A 13,951-nucleotide genomic window follows, 5' to 3' on the forward strand; every position below is an offset into this window, starting at 1 on the left:
CTGACATGGCCGGCAACCTGCAAAACGCCAACTCCAACGACATCACCAGCGTGATCTCGACGCTCGGTGCCCGCCAGGGCAGCCGCGCGGGCGGCAAGACCGAAGCGGTGACGGGACCCAAGCGCGCCGCGATCCTGATGCTGGCGCTGGGCGAGCAATATGGCGGCAAGATCTGGTCGATGCTCGACGACGACGAGGTGCGCCAGCTCTCGCTGGAAATGTCGACGCTCGGCACCGTCGAGGTCGACACGGTCGAGGACATGCTGCTCGAATTCGTCTCGCGCATGTCGGCTTCCGGCGCGCTGATGGGCAATTTCGACGCCACCGAGCGGCTGCTGCAGCAGTACCTGCCGCCGGAGCGCGTCAACGGCATCATGGACGAGATCCGCGGCCCCGCCGGCCGCAACATGTGGGAAAAGCTCTCCAACGTGCAGGAAGAGGTCCTCGCCAACTACCTCAAGAACGAATATCCGCAGACCATCGCAGTCGTGCTGTCGAAGCTGAAGCCGGAACACGCCGCGCGCGTGCTCGGCATCTTCCCCGAGGAGCTCGCGCTCGACGTCGTCAACCGCATGCTGAAGATGGAAGCGGTGCAGAAGGAGGTGATCGAGAGCGTAGAGAAGACGCTGCGCACCGAATTCATGTCCAACCTGTCACAGACCCGCCGCCGCGACGCCCACGAGGTGATGGCGGAAATCTTCAACAATTTCGACCGCCAGACCGAAACCCGCTTCATCACCTCGCTGGAGGAGGACAACCGCGAATCGGCAGAGCGCATCAAGGCGCTGATGTTCACCTTCGACGACCTCGTGAAGCTGGATTCCGGCTCGGCCCAGACCCTGATGCGCAATGTCGACAAGGACAAGCTCGGCGTCGCGCTCAAGAGCGCCAACGAGGACGTCCGCAACTTCTTCTTCGGCAACATGTCCTCGCGCGCGGCCAAGATGCTCCAGGACGACATGGCGGCGATGGGCCCGGTCCGCTTGCGCGACGTCGACGAGGCCCAGGCGCTGCTGGTCAACCTCGCCAAGGACCTCGCCGCCAAGGGCGAGATCATGCTGACCAAGAACCGCGCCGACGACGAGCTGGTGTACTGATGGGCGCCCCGGCAAAATTCCTGTTCGACACCGACTTCGCGGCGCCCGAGCGGTCGCCGCGCGAGAAGGCTGCGACCGCCGCCGAGATCGCCCAGAAGATCGCGGAAGCCGAGGCACGCGCCTATCAGGACGGCTTTGCCGCCGGCCAGCGCGAAGCCAAGGCCGAGAGCGACCGCCGCGTCGCGCTCGCCATGGAAGAGATCAACATCAGTGTCCGCGGCGTCGCCGCCGGCATCGGCAACATCGAGACCAAGATGGAGACCGAGGCGGTCGACGTGGCGGTGGCGGTGGCGCGCAAGCTGTGCGCCGATCTGGTCGCTGCCGAACCGCTCGGCGAGATCATGGCGCTGGTCAAGGACTGCTTCTCGCACCTTGTCGCGACGCCGCATCTCGTCGTGCGCATCAACGACGCGCTCTACGACAGCGCGCGCGAGAAGATGGAGCGGCTCGCCAAGCAGAGCGGCTTCGAGGGCCGGCTGGTGATCCTGGCCGAGCCCGATATCGCCACCGGCGACTGCCGGATCGAATGGGCCGACGGCGGCGTCGTGCTGGAACGCGGCGCCATCGCGGCCAAGATCGACGAAATGGTCGGACGCTATATCGCGTCCCGCAGGGGGAGCTAAGCCATGAGCGACACCGACGGACAGGTCCCGCTGCCCGATCTCAACGGCCCGATGCCGCCGACCGGTACGGACGTCGGCTACAACGAGGACGAATATGCTGCGCGCGCCGCCGCCGACCTCGAGGCCGTGTTCGACGTGCCGGTGCAGGTCTCGGCCGTGCTCGGCCGCTCCAAGATGGACGTCAGCGAGCTGTTGAAGCTCGGGCCCGGCACCGTGCTCGAGCTCGACCGGCGCGTCGGCGAGGCCATCGACATCTACGTCAACAACAAGCTGGTCGCCCGCGGTGAAGTCGTCCTGGTCGAGGACAAGCTCGGCGTGACCATGACCGAAATCATCAAGACCGAACGCAGCTAGTAGCGCAAGGAATGACGCGCGGCAGCGCGACCAGACGGACAGGAGACTGACATGCGGCTTCTCATCGTTGGCACATTGAAGGGCCAGCTCACCACCGCCACCAAGATCGCGATGGAGAACGGCGCCACCGTGACCCATGCCGAGGATCACGAGCAGGCGATGCGCGTGCTGCGCGGCGGCAAGGGCGCCGACCTCCTGCTGGTCGACGTCGCCCTCGACATCCGCGACCTCGTGATGCGGCTCGAGGCCGAGCACATCCACGCGCCGATCGTCGCCTGCGGCATCACCAACGACGCCCGCGCCGCGGTCGCGGCGATCCACGCCGGCGCCAAGGAATACATTCCGCTGCCGCCGGATCCGGAGCTGATCGCCGCGGTGCTGGCCGCGGTCGCCAACGATTCCCGCGAGCTGGTCTATCGCGACGAAGCCATGGCCAAGGTGATCAAGCTCGCCCAGCAGATCGCGGGCTCCGACGCCTCGGTGATGGTCACCGGCGAATCCGGCACCGGCAAGGAAGTGCTGGCCCGCTACGTCCACACCCGCTCGGCCCGCGCCAAGCGTCCCTTCATCTCGATCAACTGCGCCGCGATCCCGGAGCATCTGCTGGAATCCGAACTGTTCGGCCACGAGAAGGGCGCCTTCACCGGCGCGATCGCGCGCCGCATCGGCAAGTTCGAGGAAGCGACCGGCGGCACGCTGCTGCTCGACGAAATCTCGGAGATGGACGTCCGCCTGCAATCAAAACTGCTGCGCGCCATCCAGGAGCGCGTGATCGACCGCGTCGGCGGCACCAAGCCGGTGCCAGTGGACATCCGCATCATCGCGACCTCGAACCGCAACCTGGCGGAAGCCGTGCGCGAAGGCACGTTCCGCGAGGATCTGCTGTTCCGCCTCAACGTCGTGAATTTGAAGATCCCGCCGCTGCGCGAGCGTCCCCTCGACATCCTCGAGCTCGCCCAGCACTTCGTGAAGAAATATGCCGACGCCAACGGCGTACCGGTGCGCCCGATCTCCGCGGACGCGCGCCGCGTGCTCTCCACCAACCGCTGGCAGGGCAACGTCCGCGAGCTCGAAAACACCATGCACCGCTCGGTGCTGATGGCGCAGGGCGACGAGATCGGCCCCGACGCGATCCTCACACCCGACGGCGACCGCCTCGACCTCGCCAAGACCGCGCCGGCCGTGGCGCATGCGACCATGGCCGCCGAGCAGGTGACGCGGGCGCTTGTGGGACGCACCGTCGCTGACGTCGAACGCGACCTGATCCTGGAGACGCTGAAGCACTGCCTCGGCAACCGGACCCATGCCGCCAACATCCTCGGCATCTCGATCCGCACGCTGCGCAACAAGCTCAACGAATATTCCGACGGCGGCATCCCGATCACGCCGGCGGGAACGCCGGGCGAATATCCGCGGATGCCGATGGTGGGGGCGTAAGTCTCTCCCCCTACTGAAAGAATGCAGATGCCCGGGCTGGTCCCGGGCATTTTTTTGGATGCAGGCTGCCAACCTCGTCATTGCGAGCGCAGCGAAGCAATCCAGAATTCCTCCGCGGTGATAGCTGGATTGCTTCGCTACGCTCGCAATGACGGCGTTGAGAGCGCTCCTCGCATAACGGGACCGCGCTAGCCGACTAGGCCATGGCGACGTCAGGCCCTATAACCCCGCGTGAGAACAACGCGAGGATACACATGTCGGAAGCTCAAATCACGGACTGGCTGGCGTCGCAGCGGCAGGCGATGATCGATCTGCTGCGCGATGTCGTGAACATCGATTCCGGATCCTATGACAAGGAAGGCGTCGATGCGGTCGGTGCGCGGTTCGAGCGGCATTTTGCCGAGCACGGCATTTTGTTCCGGCGCGAGAGCAACGCCACCTTCGGCGATGCGATCCATGCCGAGATCGCCAAACCCGGCAGCAACGAGAAGCCGGTGCTGTTGATGGGCCATCGCGACACCGTGTTCGGCAAGGGCGAGGCCGGACGGCGTCCGTTCACGATTGAGGGCAAGCGCGCCTATGGACCCGGCGTTGCCGACATGAAGTCCGGCGTCGTAATGAACATCTTCGTGGCGACCGCCTTCCACAAGTTCGGCGGCAGCCCGCATCCGATCAAGGTGCTGATCACCTCGGACGAGGAGATCGGCTCGCCCTCCTCGCGCCCGGTGATCGAGCGCGAGGGACGCGCCGCACGCGCCGTGTTCAATTCCGAGCCGGGACGGCCGACCGGCAACATCGTCACCGGCCGCAAGGGCGGCATCTTCATGCACTTTGCCATCACCGGCAAAGCCGCGCATTCCGGCGCCAATTTCGCCGCGGGCGTCAGCGCGATCGGCGAGCTCGCGCACAAGATCGTCCATATCCACGCGCTGACCGATCTCGACAAGGGCATCACGCTGAATGTCGGTCTCGTCTCGGGCGGACAGTCGGTGAACACCACGGCGCCCTCAGCCGAGGGCCAGATCGACCTGCGTTACGTCGATCCGGCGGATCGTGCGAGGATCATGGCGGCGATCGAGAAGATCATCGCGACACCTTACGTGCCCGGCACCAGCGCGACGCTGACCGTCAAGGGCGAGTTCGTGCCCGTGGTGCAGAGCGCGGAGTCGAAGGCGCTGTTCGAAGGCTATCAAGCCGCCGCGAAGCAGGTCGGCCTCACCACGCTCCAAGGCGAGTTTTCAGGCGGCTGCGCCGATTCCGGCTTCACGGCGGCAGTCGGCACACCGACCATCTGCGGCCTCGGGCCGGTCGGCGGGCTCGCGCACACGCCGGAGGAATATCTCGAACTCGACAGCATCGTGCCGCGCGCCCAGGCGCTGGCGCTGGCGATTTTGCGGGGGTGAACGAAGGTGCCGTAGGGTGGGCAAAGCGAAGCGTGCCCACCAATTCGGTCGCCGCGGATAGATGGTGGGCACGGCGCAAGAGCGCCTTTGCCCACCCTACGAGACTCGTACGTGGATGGCCGGGTCGAGCCCGGCCATGACGAGGAGAGAGACTACGAATAACTCGGCGCGTCCGGCTTGCGGAAGATGTGGATGGGGTCGCCCGGCACGATCGGCTGGCCGCTGAACATCGCATAGGCGTAGAGCGCGAGGTAGCCGATCGCGAGCGCGCCGATGGCGTAGAAGGCCCAGGTCGCGACGCGCTTCATCGTTCCGCTCCATTGCCGTCCCGGACGGGACGGCTAAGGGCGCTTCTAGAGCGATGACGGGGAAAAGGCCAGCCTGCGGGCCGCCCTAGCGCAGCGATCAAACGCCGCGCAGGCCGCGGGCGGGAACGCTGACCTCGGCGAGCCTCGCCGCGTCTTCGTCCTGGTCGACCGCCACATACTGGCCGTGCCAATAGGCCAATGCAGCATTGCGGGTCGAATTCCTGACGCTGCTGACGCGCCCGATGACGATGCCGTGCGAGTGGCGCTCGACGATCTCCTCGACCTCGCAATCGACCGCGGACAATGCACCGACCAGCAGCGGAACGCCCGAGACCGCGGTGACCCACTGGCTGCCCGCAAAGCGATCGGCCCCCTTCAGCCCGCCCTTGCCGGCAAAACGCTCGGCGACGTCCAGCTGGTCAGCCGCGAGGATGTTGACGCCGAAGGCGCCGTAGCGGCGGATCAGCGGGAAGGACGAGGCATCGCGGTTGATGCTGACCAGCAGCGTCGGCGGTTCGACCGCCAGCGAGGTCACCGAGGTCACCGTCATGCCGGTGATGTCCTTGCCCCGCCCGGCGGTGATGACGCTGACACCGCCGGTGAGGTGGCGCATGGCGCCGCGGAAATCGGCGGACGAGACGGCAGTTTCAGTCATGAGATCGCGAGGCACTACATTCATGGCATGGTCCCCGAAGCGGGGTTCCCCTGTATTTAGGTACGATCGTCCGCCGACAAAAGATGGCTCAGGATCGAGCCTTCGAGGCTTGCGAGCTCGGCGGAGCCGCGTTCGCGCGGCCGGGCGGTGTTAACCGTAACATCGTGGGCAATCCGGCCCTCGTCGATCACCAGGACCCGGTCGGCCAGCGCGACGGCCTCGGCGACGTCATGGGTCACCAGGATCGCGGTAAAGCCCTGGTCGCGCCAGACCCGCTCCAGCAGCCGCTGCATCGAGATCCGGGTAAGCGCGTCCAGCGCGCCGAGCGGCTCGTCGAAGGCGAGCACACGCGGATGGGAGACCAGCGCACGGGCGAGCGCAACGCGCTGCTTTTGGCCGCCCGACAGCACCGACGGCCACTGATCACGCTTGTCGGTCAGCCCAACCTCGGTCAGCGCCTTCTCGGCGCGCGCATGCGCATCACTGGATGAGCGATTACGGCCGAGACCGACCTCGACATTGGAGAGCACCCGCGCCCAGGGCAGCAGCCGTGGCTCCTGGAACATCACGCGGATGTCCTCGGGCTGGACATCCTGGCCGAAGCTGATGCTGCCGGCCTCGAACTTTTCCAGGCCGGCGATCAGCCGCAACAGCGTGCTCTTGCCGCAACCGCTCTTGCCGACGATGGCGACGAACTGGCCGGCGGGAATGTGCAGGTCGATGCCGCGCAGCACCTCGTTGTCGCCGTAGGATTTGCGCAAGCCACGGATGCTGAGCGGCAGGCCTGTCGTCTGCGCCGGGCGCTCCTCGCGCACGACGCGTGCCTGCGGCACGAAATTGGCGCGGCTGGCGAGCTCGGTTTCGGGAAGGGCCGTACGAAGAGCTGTCTGCATGTCACTCTCAGCGTTTCTGGAAGGCGGGGTGCCAGGAGAGCGTCAGGCGCTCCAGCACGCGGGAGGCGCTGTCGGCGAGCTTGCCGAGCAGGGCGTAGATCAGGATCGAGAGCACGACGACGTCGATCAGCATGAACTCGCGCGCCTGCATCGCCATGTAGCCGAGGCCTGAAGACGCCGCGATGGTCTCGGCGACGATCAGGGTGAGCCACATGATGCCGAGCGCAAAGCGGATGCCGACGAAGATCGAGGGCAACGCGCCGGGGAAGATCACGCGGCGGAACAGCTCGCTGTCGGTCATGCCGTAGATGCGGCCCATCTCGATCAGCTGCGGATCGACGGTACGGATGCCGTGCAGCGTGTTGAGGTAGATCGGGAAGAACACGCCGAGCGCCACCAGGAACAGTTTTGCGCTCTCGTCGATGCCGAACCACAGAATGACCAGCGGGATCAGCGCCAGATGCGGCACGTTGCGCACCATCTGTAACGTCGTGTCGGTGAGCTTGGCCGAGAGCTGCGACAGGCCGTTGGCGAGCCCGAACGCGAAACCGATGCCGCCGCCGATCAGGAAGCCGATCGAGGCGCGCCAGAACGACACCCAGATGTTGCGGACGAGCTCGCCGGAGAGCAGCAGCTTCCAGCCGGCGAGCACGACATCGCTCGGCGCCGGCAGCACGCGAACCGGCACGAAGCCGGTGACGCTCGCGACCTGCCAGATCGCGATGATGGCGAGCGGCACGACCCACTGGATCAGGCCGTCAACCCGCGGCAGGCGGAAGCTGCGCGGAAGTGAAACGCTGTCGATCAGGCTCATGACTCGGACACTCGCTGCTGCGGACGGTAATCGCTGCCGACGGTCTCGCCAAAGGGACCGCTATTGAAGTGCAGTTTGGTCACGTTGCTCGGCTGCTCCAGCGAGAGCAGCGGGAACACCAGCTCGGCGAAGCGATAGGCTTCCTCCAGATGCGGATAGCCCGACATGATGAAGGTATCGATGCCGATGTCCTGATACTCCCTGATGCGGGCCGCCACCGTCTGGGCGTCGCCGACCAGCGCCGTGCCGGCGCCGCCGCGCACGAGACCGACACCGGCCCACAGGTTCGGGGCGATCTCGAGCTTGTCGCGCTTGCCGCCATGGAGCTGCGCCATGCGCTGCTGGCCGACGGAGTCCATGCGGGCAAAGTTCTTCTGCGCCAGCGCGATGGTCTCGTCGCTGACATGCCTGATCAGCTCGTTCGCGGCGCGCCAGGCCTCGTCATTGGTCTCGCGGACGATCACATGAAGCCGAATGCCGAAGGAGAGCTTGCGGCCGCGCGCAGCTGCGACCTCCCTCACCTTCGCGATCTTCTCGGCAACCAGAGCCGGCGGCTCACCCCAGGTGAGATATTTGTCGACGGCGTCGACGGCGACGTCGATGCCGGCATCGGACGAACCGCCGAAATAGAGCGGCGGCCGCGGCGACTGCACCGGCGGAAACAGCAACTTGCCACCCTCGACATGGATGTGCTTGCCCTCGACATTGACGGTCTTGCCGGCGAGCAGGTCGCTATAGACGTTGAGGAATTCGCGGGTGACCTCGTAGCGCTCGTCATGGCCGAGGAAGATACCGTCGCCCTTGTTCTCGACGGGATCGCCGCCGGTGACGACGTTGACGAGAAGCCGACCATTGGTGACGCGGTCGAGCGTCGCGGTCATGCGCGCCGCCACGCTCGGCGATTGCAGGCCGGGACGGACAGCCACCAGATAGCGCAGCCGCTCAGTGAACGGCGCGACCGAGGAAGCGACGATCCAGGAATCCTCGCAAGACCGCCCGGTCGGCAGCAGCACGCCGTAATAGCCGAGCTGGTCGGCGGCCTGCGCGATCTGGCGCAGATAGTTGAAGTTGACCTCGCGGCCGCCGATTCCCGTACCGAGATAACGGCCATCGCCGTGGGTCGGCAGGAACCAGAGGATGTTGGCGTTGGACTGCTTACTCATGTGCTTGCTCACGATCCTGGTTTCCGAGCCACGTCGGAAATCTTGATGGATTTGGGGATCAGGTTGAGCGCGAAGAACGCATCCGCAACCTGCTGCTGATCGGCGATGACGGCATCGGTGATCGGCTTGATGCCGTAGGCCTGCCGCTTCAGCGCCACCTCGACCACCGGGACGGACAGGCCGATCGCCGGCGCGAGCTGCTCGGCAACCGCGTGGATGTCGCCCTTGGCCCAATCGTCGACCGAACTCAGCTCAGCCAGCACGGCGTCGACGATCTTCGGGTTGGCTTCGAGGAATTTCTTCGAGGCGAAATAGAACTGGTAGTTGGCGACGATGCCGGTGCCGTCGGCGAGCGTGCGCGCGCCGGTGGCGGCTTCCGCCGCGGCCTGGAACGGATCCCAGATCACCCAGGCATCGACCGCGCCGCGCTCGAAGGCGGCGCGCGCATCGGCCGGCGCCAGGAACACCGGCTCGATCTCGGAATATTTGACGCCCGCCTTCTCCAGCGCCTTGACCAGGAGATAGTGGACGTTGGAGCCCTTGTTGAGCGCGACCTTCTTGCCCTTGAGATCGGCGACCGATTTCAGCGGGCTGTCCTTCGGCACCAGGATCGCCTCGCCCTTCGGCGCTGGCGGCTCGTAGGCGACGTACTGGATCGGCGCGCCGGCGGCCTGCGCGAAGATCGGCGGGGCTTCACCGGTGTTGCCGAAATCGATCGCGCCGACATTGAGCGCTTCGAGCAGCGGCGGGCCGGACGGGAATTCGGTCCACACCACCTTGTACCCGTCGGCGGCGAGCTTCGGCTCCAGCGTGCCCTTGCTCTTGAGCAGCACCAGCTTGCCGTACTTTTGGTAGCCGATGCGGACCACCTTCTCTTGTTTGTCCTGGCCGTAGGACGTGCCGACCGCGGCGGCGACGATGCCGATCGACAGAACGATGGCCGCGATCAGACGCTGAATGATACGCCTCATGTTCAAACCCTTGTGCGTGGGAAGAGTAGTCGGCACGATCAGGCTGCCGGGTTTCGCCAGACGATGTCGCGAATGACGACCGGCTTCGGGATCAGGCCGAGCTTGTAGAAGCGGTCGGCGACGCCCTGCTGGGTCGTGACGATGTCGTCGGTGACGGGGCCAACCACGAAGTTCGCGCGGTCGGCCGCAACCGTCTGGATGTCCAGCGGGACGCCGGTGACGGCGGCGAGCGATCTGGCGACCTCACCGCGGTGCTGTTCGGCCCATTTGCCGGTCGCGGTCGTGACGTCGACGATCTGCTGCAGGATGGAGCCGTAGGTCTTCGCGAACTCGCGGTTGGCGATGTAGAAGGAATTGGTCTTGGTGACTTCGCGCGCATTGATCAGGATGCGGCCGCCCTGCTTGGTCTCACCGATCGCGAAATAGGGATCCCAGATCGCCCAGGCCTCGATGCTGCCATTGGCGAAGGCGGGACCGGCATCGGGCGGCGTCAGATAGACCGGCGTGATGTCGGCATAGGTGAGCCCGGCCTTCTCCAGCGTCTGCACCACGACATTGTGGGCGCTGGACCCCTTGGTGAAACCGATACGCTTGCCCTTCAGGTCGGCGATCGAGCGGATCGGCGAATCCTTCGGCACCAGGATGCCCTGGCCGTTGGTGATGGGCTGGCCCGCGGCATAGACGATCGCGGCACCCGCGGCCTGGGCGAACACCGGCGGGGAATCGCCGACAGAACCGAAGTCGACACTACCGACGTTCATCGCCTCCATCATCGGCGGGCCCGAGGAGAACTCGACCCATTTCACGTCGATGCCTTGCGGATTGAAATGCTTTTCCAAGGAAGCCTGCTGGCGCGTGATAACCAGCACGCCTGTCTTCTGGTAGCCGATACGAATTTCCTTCACCACGCCTTGCGCGTTCGCGCGGGAGGTGAACGCCGCCGCGACTGCGGTTCCAGCGGACAATTTCAAGAAGTCACGACGCTGCATTCCAGACTCCCGGCCACACGCGGCCGTCATTCATTCAGGTCTGGGGAATGATGGTGCGGGGAGGGAAAGGTGTCGAGACGCGCGGGAAAATAGCGATGCGAGCACTACGCGTGTGGCGGAGCGCATGATTAATCTTTCAATCGGCGGAGCGAATGAAGATGGAATTTTTCTGCACGCGGATGTGAAGGCCGCGCGCGTTCGATCTCATGACTGGCGGCCGAAACCAAAAACCGCGAAAACAACCCCATGCACAGTAGCCGGGGCGTGCGAAAATAGTTACTTACGTATTATCCGAAGTTCGTTTGACACGTCGGGCAAAACAGGAGCATGATGGCATCATGGCAGTGTGTGGATCGGGGCCTCCGACAAGGCGCGGTCAGTGCTCGCGCACCCAGGGATCGGACGAGAAATAGCAATTCTCGAGCACCATGCGATCCCTGGCGCGGAAACTGACGCGACATCGACGCCACACCTTTGTCTGATGCTTGCCGTCGTCTGACGTATCGACGTCGGAGATCCACACGATCGGCCGTCGCCAGCGGTAACGTCCGTCCCGATCCCAACCGTCGCAACCGCCGCGGCCGCATGCGATGTGGACACTGGTCATCGTCCCATCTGGCCTGAAGCACCAGGTCCGCGAACCCCACTCCTTGCCGGGCGGCGTCTGGGCGTAAGGCACAAGCGAGGTCTGCGTCCAGCAGCCGGAAATGGAGGACGGTCCGGCGGCGCGCGCCGGCACGACGACCAGCAACGCGATCAGCGCCGACGCGGCAGCCAGAGACGATTCAAGCCACGGCTTGGGCCAGAACTGGATGGACATGACGCCAATGGACATGACGTCATGTGTGTCGCCGGGGAACGATGCGGTTCAATCGTCCGACGACACGAGTTCGCCGTCACGGCGACCGTCGTCTGGTCAGTGCACCCACCTCACCGGCAGGTTCAGCAGGCCGCGGAACGCCCAGCCTCCGATCCGCACAGGCTCATCGTCGGCAAGTTCGAGACGGCTCGCCCTCGCGAACACCGTCGGCAGCGCGACGTCCGCGATCATCGCGCGCGAGGCCCAGGCGCCGGCACAGAAATGCGGGCCGGCGCCGAAGGCGACGCTCTTGGTGGTATCACGCCGCACGTCGAACTCGTCGGCGCGCTCAAAATGCTTCTCGTCGCGATTGGCGGAGCCGAACATCAGGAACACGCGCTCATCTAGCTCGAAAGACACGTCGCGGATCGTCCACGGCTTTGCGATGCGCCGCGGCGACATGCCGATCGGCGAGATCCAGCGGGCATATTCCTCGAACGCCTCGAGCCAGGTCACCTCGCCCTTGCGCACGAGATCGAGTTGCTCGGGATGGGAGAGCAGCGCCCACACCGTGCCGGCGATCGCCTTGCGCGGCTCGTTCTGGCCGCCAGAGATCGCGAGTTTTACATTTGCGCGCACGCTCTCCATCGGCATGCCCGCAGCGAGGAGTACGCCGAGGATACTTTGATCGGGATGCTTGCGCATCACGGGCAGAATGTCGTCGATCGCAGCATCGATGCCCGACGTCGCGGCATGGCAGCGCGCCTCGACGGCGGGATCGCCGCCATAGTTCGCGATCCCCTCGATCATGCCTTGCGACCACGCGTCCATGTCCTGGAAGCCGATGTTGGTGAGGCCGGTGATCGACTTCAGGCATTCGCCGGAAAACGGCAGCGCGAAGTCGCGCATGAAATCGATCCGCCCCGGCTCGATCGCACCGATGATGCGGTCGGCATGGGCCTGGAACAGCGCGGTCCAGTGCGCCTTCACTGTCCTCGGCGACACCGTCGGAAACATCGCGCGCCGCTCGATTTGATGCGCCTCGCCGTCCTTGCGCATCATGTTGTGCCCCATCAGCCGGTTCATCAGGCCGGCGGGCTGGTGCGAGGAGAACACGTCGATCTGCTTCTCGGAGATCGAGATGTCGTCGCGGCTCGTCAGCAGCGTCGAGCCGAGCTGCGGCACGAAGGCGATCGGCGCTTCCTTCCGCATCTTCACGAGCATCGGATAGGGATCGGCCCAGAACGAAGCAGGGTCGATGTCGATGCGCGGCGCGGTGCTCAAGGCGGTCTCCCCTGGATTCTCGTGTGCTTCAGGACAGACTATCGAAATCTGGCGCCGGCGTCTGTCCCCAGCGATAGGGACAGACGCCATCAGGGCGTGTCGTCACGAGCCGGATGACACGCGGCCGCGATAGCGGAGTCCGCATGGCCCACAACGGCGGACATCGACAAACGCGTGAGCGGACGTTTGTTAAGGGCAATTCCGCCCGTCCGCCGCCGATAGCCCCGAGCAACGATCTATTAATCGTGAGCGCGCGCTTCACGTGCGACTTGATCGATTATCGCTTAGGTTGCAATCGATATGATTGAAAGCTTTGGTGCAAATCGCATGCAAACATACGATTGGGCTGTTGTCCTGTACTACATGTGGCCAGTCATCTTGATACCTGCGGGATGGATCCTGTTAGGGCGATTGTGCCGGGAACGTGCAGCTTCCGGCGCATCGATGATTGAGTTGCGGGAGCAGCACCTCACAGAAACATATCGGACGAGCGCTGCGATGGAGAGGATCGCAGCTGTTCTCGAGAAAAACCGCAGGAACTGATCAGAGTTGCTTTAGGAGGTTGTGGATGACTGTGGTCGATATACTGCTTGCGATGTACTCTTGGTGGCCGTTCATCCTGATAGTGGGTGGATCGACCTTAGCAATGCGTGTGATGCGCCAACGCACTTCGTCGGGCGCCACGATGATTGATCTATATGAGCAGCAGATTGCCGAAACGCGCAGAACGAACGCAGGCTTGGAGCGGATCGCTGCAGCGCTTGAGCTTGGGATTGGCAGAGCACAATCCCAGGTCGATGGAAGTGGCGAAACCGCTTGAATTCGCAAAGTATCGGCGAGACGACATCGATGGTACGGCGGTGAAGCACCCCAATTCAAGGAAGCATCGATCCATTCGGCGACTCTACTGGAGTCCGGATCGCGCGGGCATTGCATGGATGATGGTGTCAGTAGTTGTCGCGGTCACCATCTTTGCGGCAGTTGTAGTTTACTATCCTTTCCTACCACAGCGGAACGCCAGTGCGGGCTTTGGATCCGACTGGGATTGCACACCTCACCCGCGCGGCGAACCCACTTGCATCAAGAAGATCGGTCGGTAAATCAGCTATACCCGCGGCTCGCCTAGGGCCCGCAACTGACTTAAACGCGACGACTTGAATT

15 protein-coding genes are annotated in these 13,951 nt (G+C 64.6%); 6 read left to right on the forward strand and 9 right to left on the reverse strand.

The window, feature by feature from the left end:
- Nucleotides 1-5: 5 nt before the first annotated feature.
- The 5 genes from fliG to AB7245_RS37545 all read left to right on the forward strand — a co-directional run bounded on the left by fliG (nucleotide 6) and on the right by AB7245_RS37545 (nucleotide 4,914).
- Nucleotides 6-1,097, forward strand: a complete 1,092-nt coding sequence (gene fliG / locus AB7245_RS37525; protein ID WP_028153248.1) for a flagellar motor switch protein FliG — start codon at nucleotides 6-8, stop codon at nucleotides 1,095-1,097.
- Nucleotides 1,097-1,720: a FliH/SctL family protein gene (locus AB7245_RS37530; protein ID WP_085399145.1), complete on the forward strand. Its 624-nt coding sequence runs from the start codon at nucleotides 1,097-1,099 to the stop codon at nucleotides 1,718-1,720. Before fliG ends, AB7245_RS37530 begins: the two co-directional genes overlap by 1 nt.
- A 3-nt stretch (nucleotides 1,721-1,723) precedes the next feature.
- Nucleotides 1,724-2,074: a flagellar motor switch protein FliN gene (fliN, locus tag AB7245_RS37535; protein WP_018318401.1), complete on the forward strand. Its 351-nt coding sequence runs from the start codon at nucleotides 1,724-1,726 to the stop codon at nucleotides 2,072-2,074.
- Nucleotides 2,075-2,125: 51 nt separating this feature from the next.
- On the forward strand, nucleotides 2,126-3,511 hold the full coding sequence (flbD, locus tag AB7245_RS37540; protein WP_085399146.1) for a sigma-54-dependent transcriptional regulator FlbD: 1,386 nt from the start codon (nucleotides 2,126-2,128) through the stop codon (nucleotides 3,509-3,511).
- Nucleotides 3,512-3,765: 254 nt separating this feature from the next.
- A complete protein-coding gene (locus tag AB7245_RS37545; RefSeq protein ID WP_085399147.1) occupies nucleotides 3,766-4,914 on the forward strand; it encodes a M20 family metallopeptidase in 1,149 nt (382 codons plus the stop codon).
- A 152-nt stretch (nucleotides 4,915-5,066) separates the two neighbouring features.
- On the opposite strand, the gene AB7245_RS37550 is transcribed toward AB7245_RS37545, so the two are convergent.
- The 9 genes from AB7245_RS37550 to AB7245_RS37590 all read right to left on the reverse strand — a co-directional run bounded on the left by AB7245_RS37550 (nucleotide 5,067) and on the right by AB7245_RS37590 (nucleotide 12,790).
- On the reverse strand, nucleotides 5,067-5,222 hold the full coding sequence (locus AB7245_RS37550) for a hypothetical protein (protein WP_028160973.1): 156 nt from the start codon (nucleotides 5,220-5,222) through the stop codon (nucleotides 5,067-5,069).
- Between the two features lie 97 nt (nucleotides 5,223-5,319).
- A complete protein-coding gene (locus AB7245_RS37555; RefSeq protein WP_354080758.1) occupies nucleotides 5,320-5,901 on the reverse strand; it encodes a flavin reductase family protein in 582 nt (193 codons plus the stop codon).
- Between the two features lie 32 nt (nucleotides 5,902-5,933).
- Entirely contained in the window at nucleotides 5,934-6,770 is an 837-nt protein-coding gene (locus AB7245_RS37560; protein ID WP_063981197.1) for an ATP-binding cassette domain-containing protein, read from the reverse strand.
- A 7-nt stretch (nucleotides 6,771-6,777) separates the two neighbouring features.
- Complete coding sequence (locus AB7245_RS37565; protein WP_085399149.1) at nucleotides 6,778-7,584, reverse strand: ABC transporter permease subunit; 807 nt, start codon at nucleotides 7,582-7,584, stop codon at nucleotides 6,778-6,780.
- Nucleotides 7,581-8,747 (reverse strand): FMNH2-dependent alkanesulfonate monooxygenase, encoded by a 1,167-nt coding sequence (gene ssuD, locus AB7245_RS37570; RefSeq protein ID WP_354080754.1) that lies wholly within the window; start codon nucleotides 8,745-8,747, stop codon nucleotides 7,581-7,583. The genes AB7245_RS37565 and ssuD overlap by 4 nt, the downstream gene beginning before the upstream one ends.
- Nucleotides 8,748-8,755: 8 nt before the next feature.
- On the reverse strand, nucleotides 8,756-9,718 hold the full coding sequence (locus AB7245_RS37575; RefSeq protein ID WP_085399150.1) for a sulfonate ABC transporter substrate-binding protein: 963 nt from the start codon (nucleotides 9,716-9,718) through the stop codon (nucleotides 8,756-8,758).
- Between the two features lie 38 nt (nucleotides 9,719-9,756).
- A complete protein-coding gene (locus AB7245_RS37580; protein WP_085399151.1) occupies nucleotides 9,757-10,707 on the reverse strand; it encodes an aliphatic sulfonate ABC transporter substrate-binding protein in 951 nt (316 codons plus the stop codon).
- A gap of 376 nt (nucleotides 10,708-11,083) precedes the next feature.
- Nucleotides 11,084-11,542, reverse strand: a complete 459-nt coding sequence (locus tag AB7245_RS37585) for a hypothetical protein (protein ID WP_245343970.1) — start codon at nucleotides 11,540-11,542, stop codon at nucleotides 11,084-11,086.
- Nucleotides 11,543-11,623: 81 nt separating this feature from the next.
- Nucleotides 11,624-12,790: a cytochrome P450 gene (locus AB7245_RS37590; protein ID WP_439035542.1), complete on the reverse strand. Its 1,167-nt coding sequence runs from the start codon at nucleotides 12,788-12,790 to the stop codon at nucleotides 11,624-11,626.
- A gap of 568 nt (nucleotides 12,791-13,358) precedes the next feature.
- Between AB7245_RS37590 and AB7245_RS37595 the strand changes: the two genes are divergently transcribed.
- The gene (locus tag AB7245_RS37595; RefSeq protein ID WP_085399154.1) at nucleotides 13,359-13,610 is read left to right on the forward strand and encodes a hypothetical protein; all 252 of its coding nucleotides are present in this window, start codon (nucleotides 13,359-13,361) and stop codon (nucleotides 13,608-13,610) included.
- The last annotated feature ends 341 nt before the right edge of the window (nucleotides 13,611-13,951 follow it).

Origin of the sequence: Bradyrhizobium sp. 604_D8_N2_3, from assembly GCF_051810765.1 — a bacterium.
GTDB lineage: Bacteria > Pseudomonadota > Alphaproteobacteria > Rhizobiales > Xanthobacteraceae > Bradyrhizobium > Bradyrhizobium barranii.

Excerpts from the sequence above, each read along its gene's own strand:
- fliG (WP_028153248.1), top strand. The coding sequence starts at position 6 with ATGGCCGGCAACCTGCAAAACGCCAACTCCAACGACATCACCAGCGTG.
- AB7245_RS37530 (WP_085399145.1), top strand. The coding sequence starts at position 1,097 with ATGGGCGCCCCGGCAAAATTCCTGTTCGACACCGACTTCGCGGCGCCC.
- fliN (WP_018318401.1), top strand. The coding sequence starts at position 1,724 with ATGAGCGACACCGACGGACAGGTCCCGCTGCCCGATCTCAACGGCCCG.
- flbD (WP_085399146.1), top strand. The coding sequence starts at position 2,126 with ATGCGGCTTCTCATCGTTGGCACATTGAAGGGCCAGCTCACCACCGCC.
- AB7245_RS37545 (WP_085399147.1), top strand. The coding sequence starts at position 3,766 with ATGTCGGAAGCTCAAATCACGGACTGGCTGGCGTCGCAGCGGCAGGCG.
- AB7245_RS37550 (WP_028160973.1), bottom strand. The coding sequence starts at position 5,222 with ATGAAGCGCGTCGCGACCTGGGCCTTCTACGCCATCGGCGCGCTCGCG.
- AB7245_RS37555 (WP_354080758.1), bottom strand. The coding sequence starts at position 5,901 with ATGAATGTAGTGCCTCGCGATCTCATGACTGAAACTGCCGTCTCGTCC.
- AB7245_RS37560 (WP_063981197.1), bottom strand. The coding sequence starts at position 6,770 with ATGCAGACAGCTCTTCGTACGGCCCTTCCCGAAACCGAGCTCGCCAGC.
- AB7245_RS37565 (WP_085399149.1), bottom strand. The coding sequence starts at position 7,584 with ATGAGCCTGATCGACAGCGTTTCACTTCCGCGCAGCTTCCGCCTGCCG.
- ssuD (WP_354080754.1), bottom strand. The coding sequence starts at position 8,747 with ATGAGTAAGCAGTCCAACGCCAACATCCTCTGGTTCCTGCCGACCCAC.
- AB7245_RS37575 (WP_085399150.1), bottom strand. The coding sequence starts at position 9,718 with ATGAGGCGTATCATTCAGCGTCTGATCGCGGCCATCGTTCTGTCGATC.
- AB7245_RS37580 (WP_085399151.1), bottom strand. The coding sequence starts at position 10,707 with ATGCAGCGTCGTGACTTCTTGAAATTGTCCGCTGGAACCGCAGTCGCG.
- AB7245_RS37585 (WP_245343970.1), bottom strand. The coding sequence starts at position 11,542 with ATGTCCATTGGCGTCATGTCCATCCAGTTCTGGCCCAAGCCGTGGCTT.
- AB7245_RS37595 (WP_085399154.1), top strand. The coding sequence starts at position 13,359 with ATGACTGTGGTCGATATACTGCTTGCGATGTACTCTTGGTGGCCGTTC.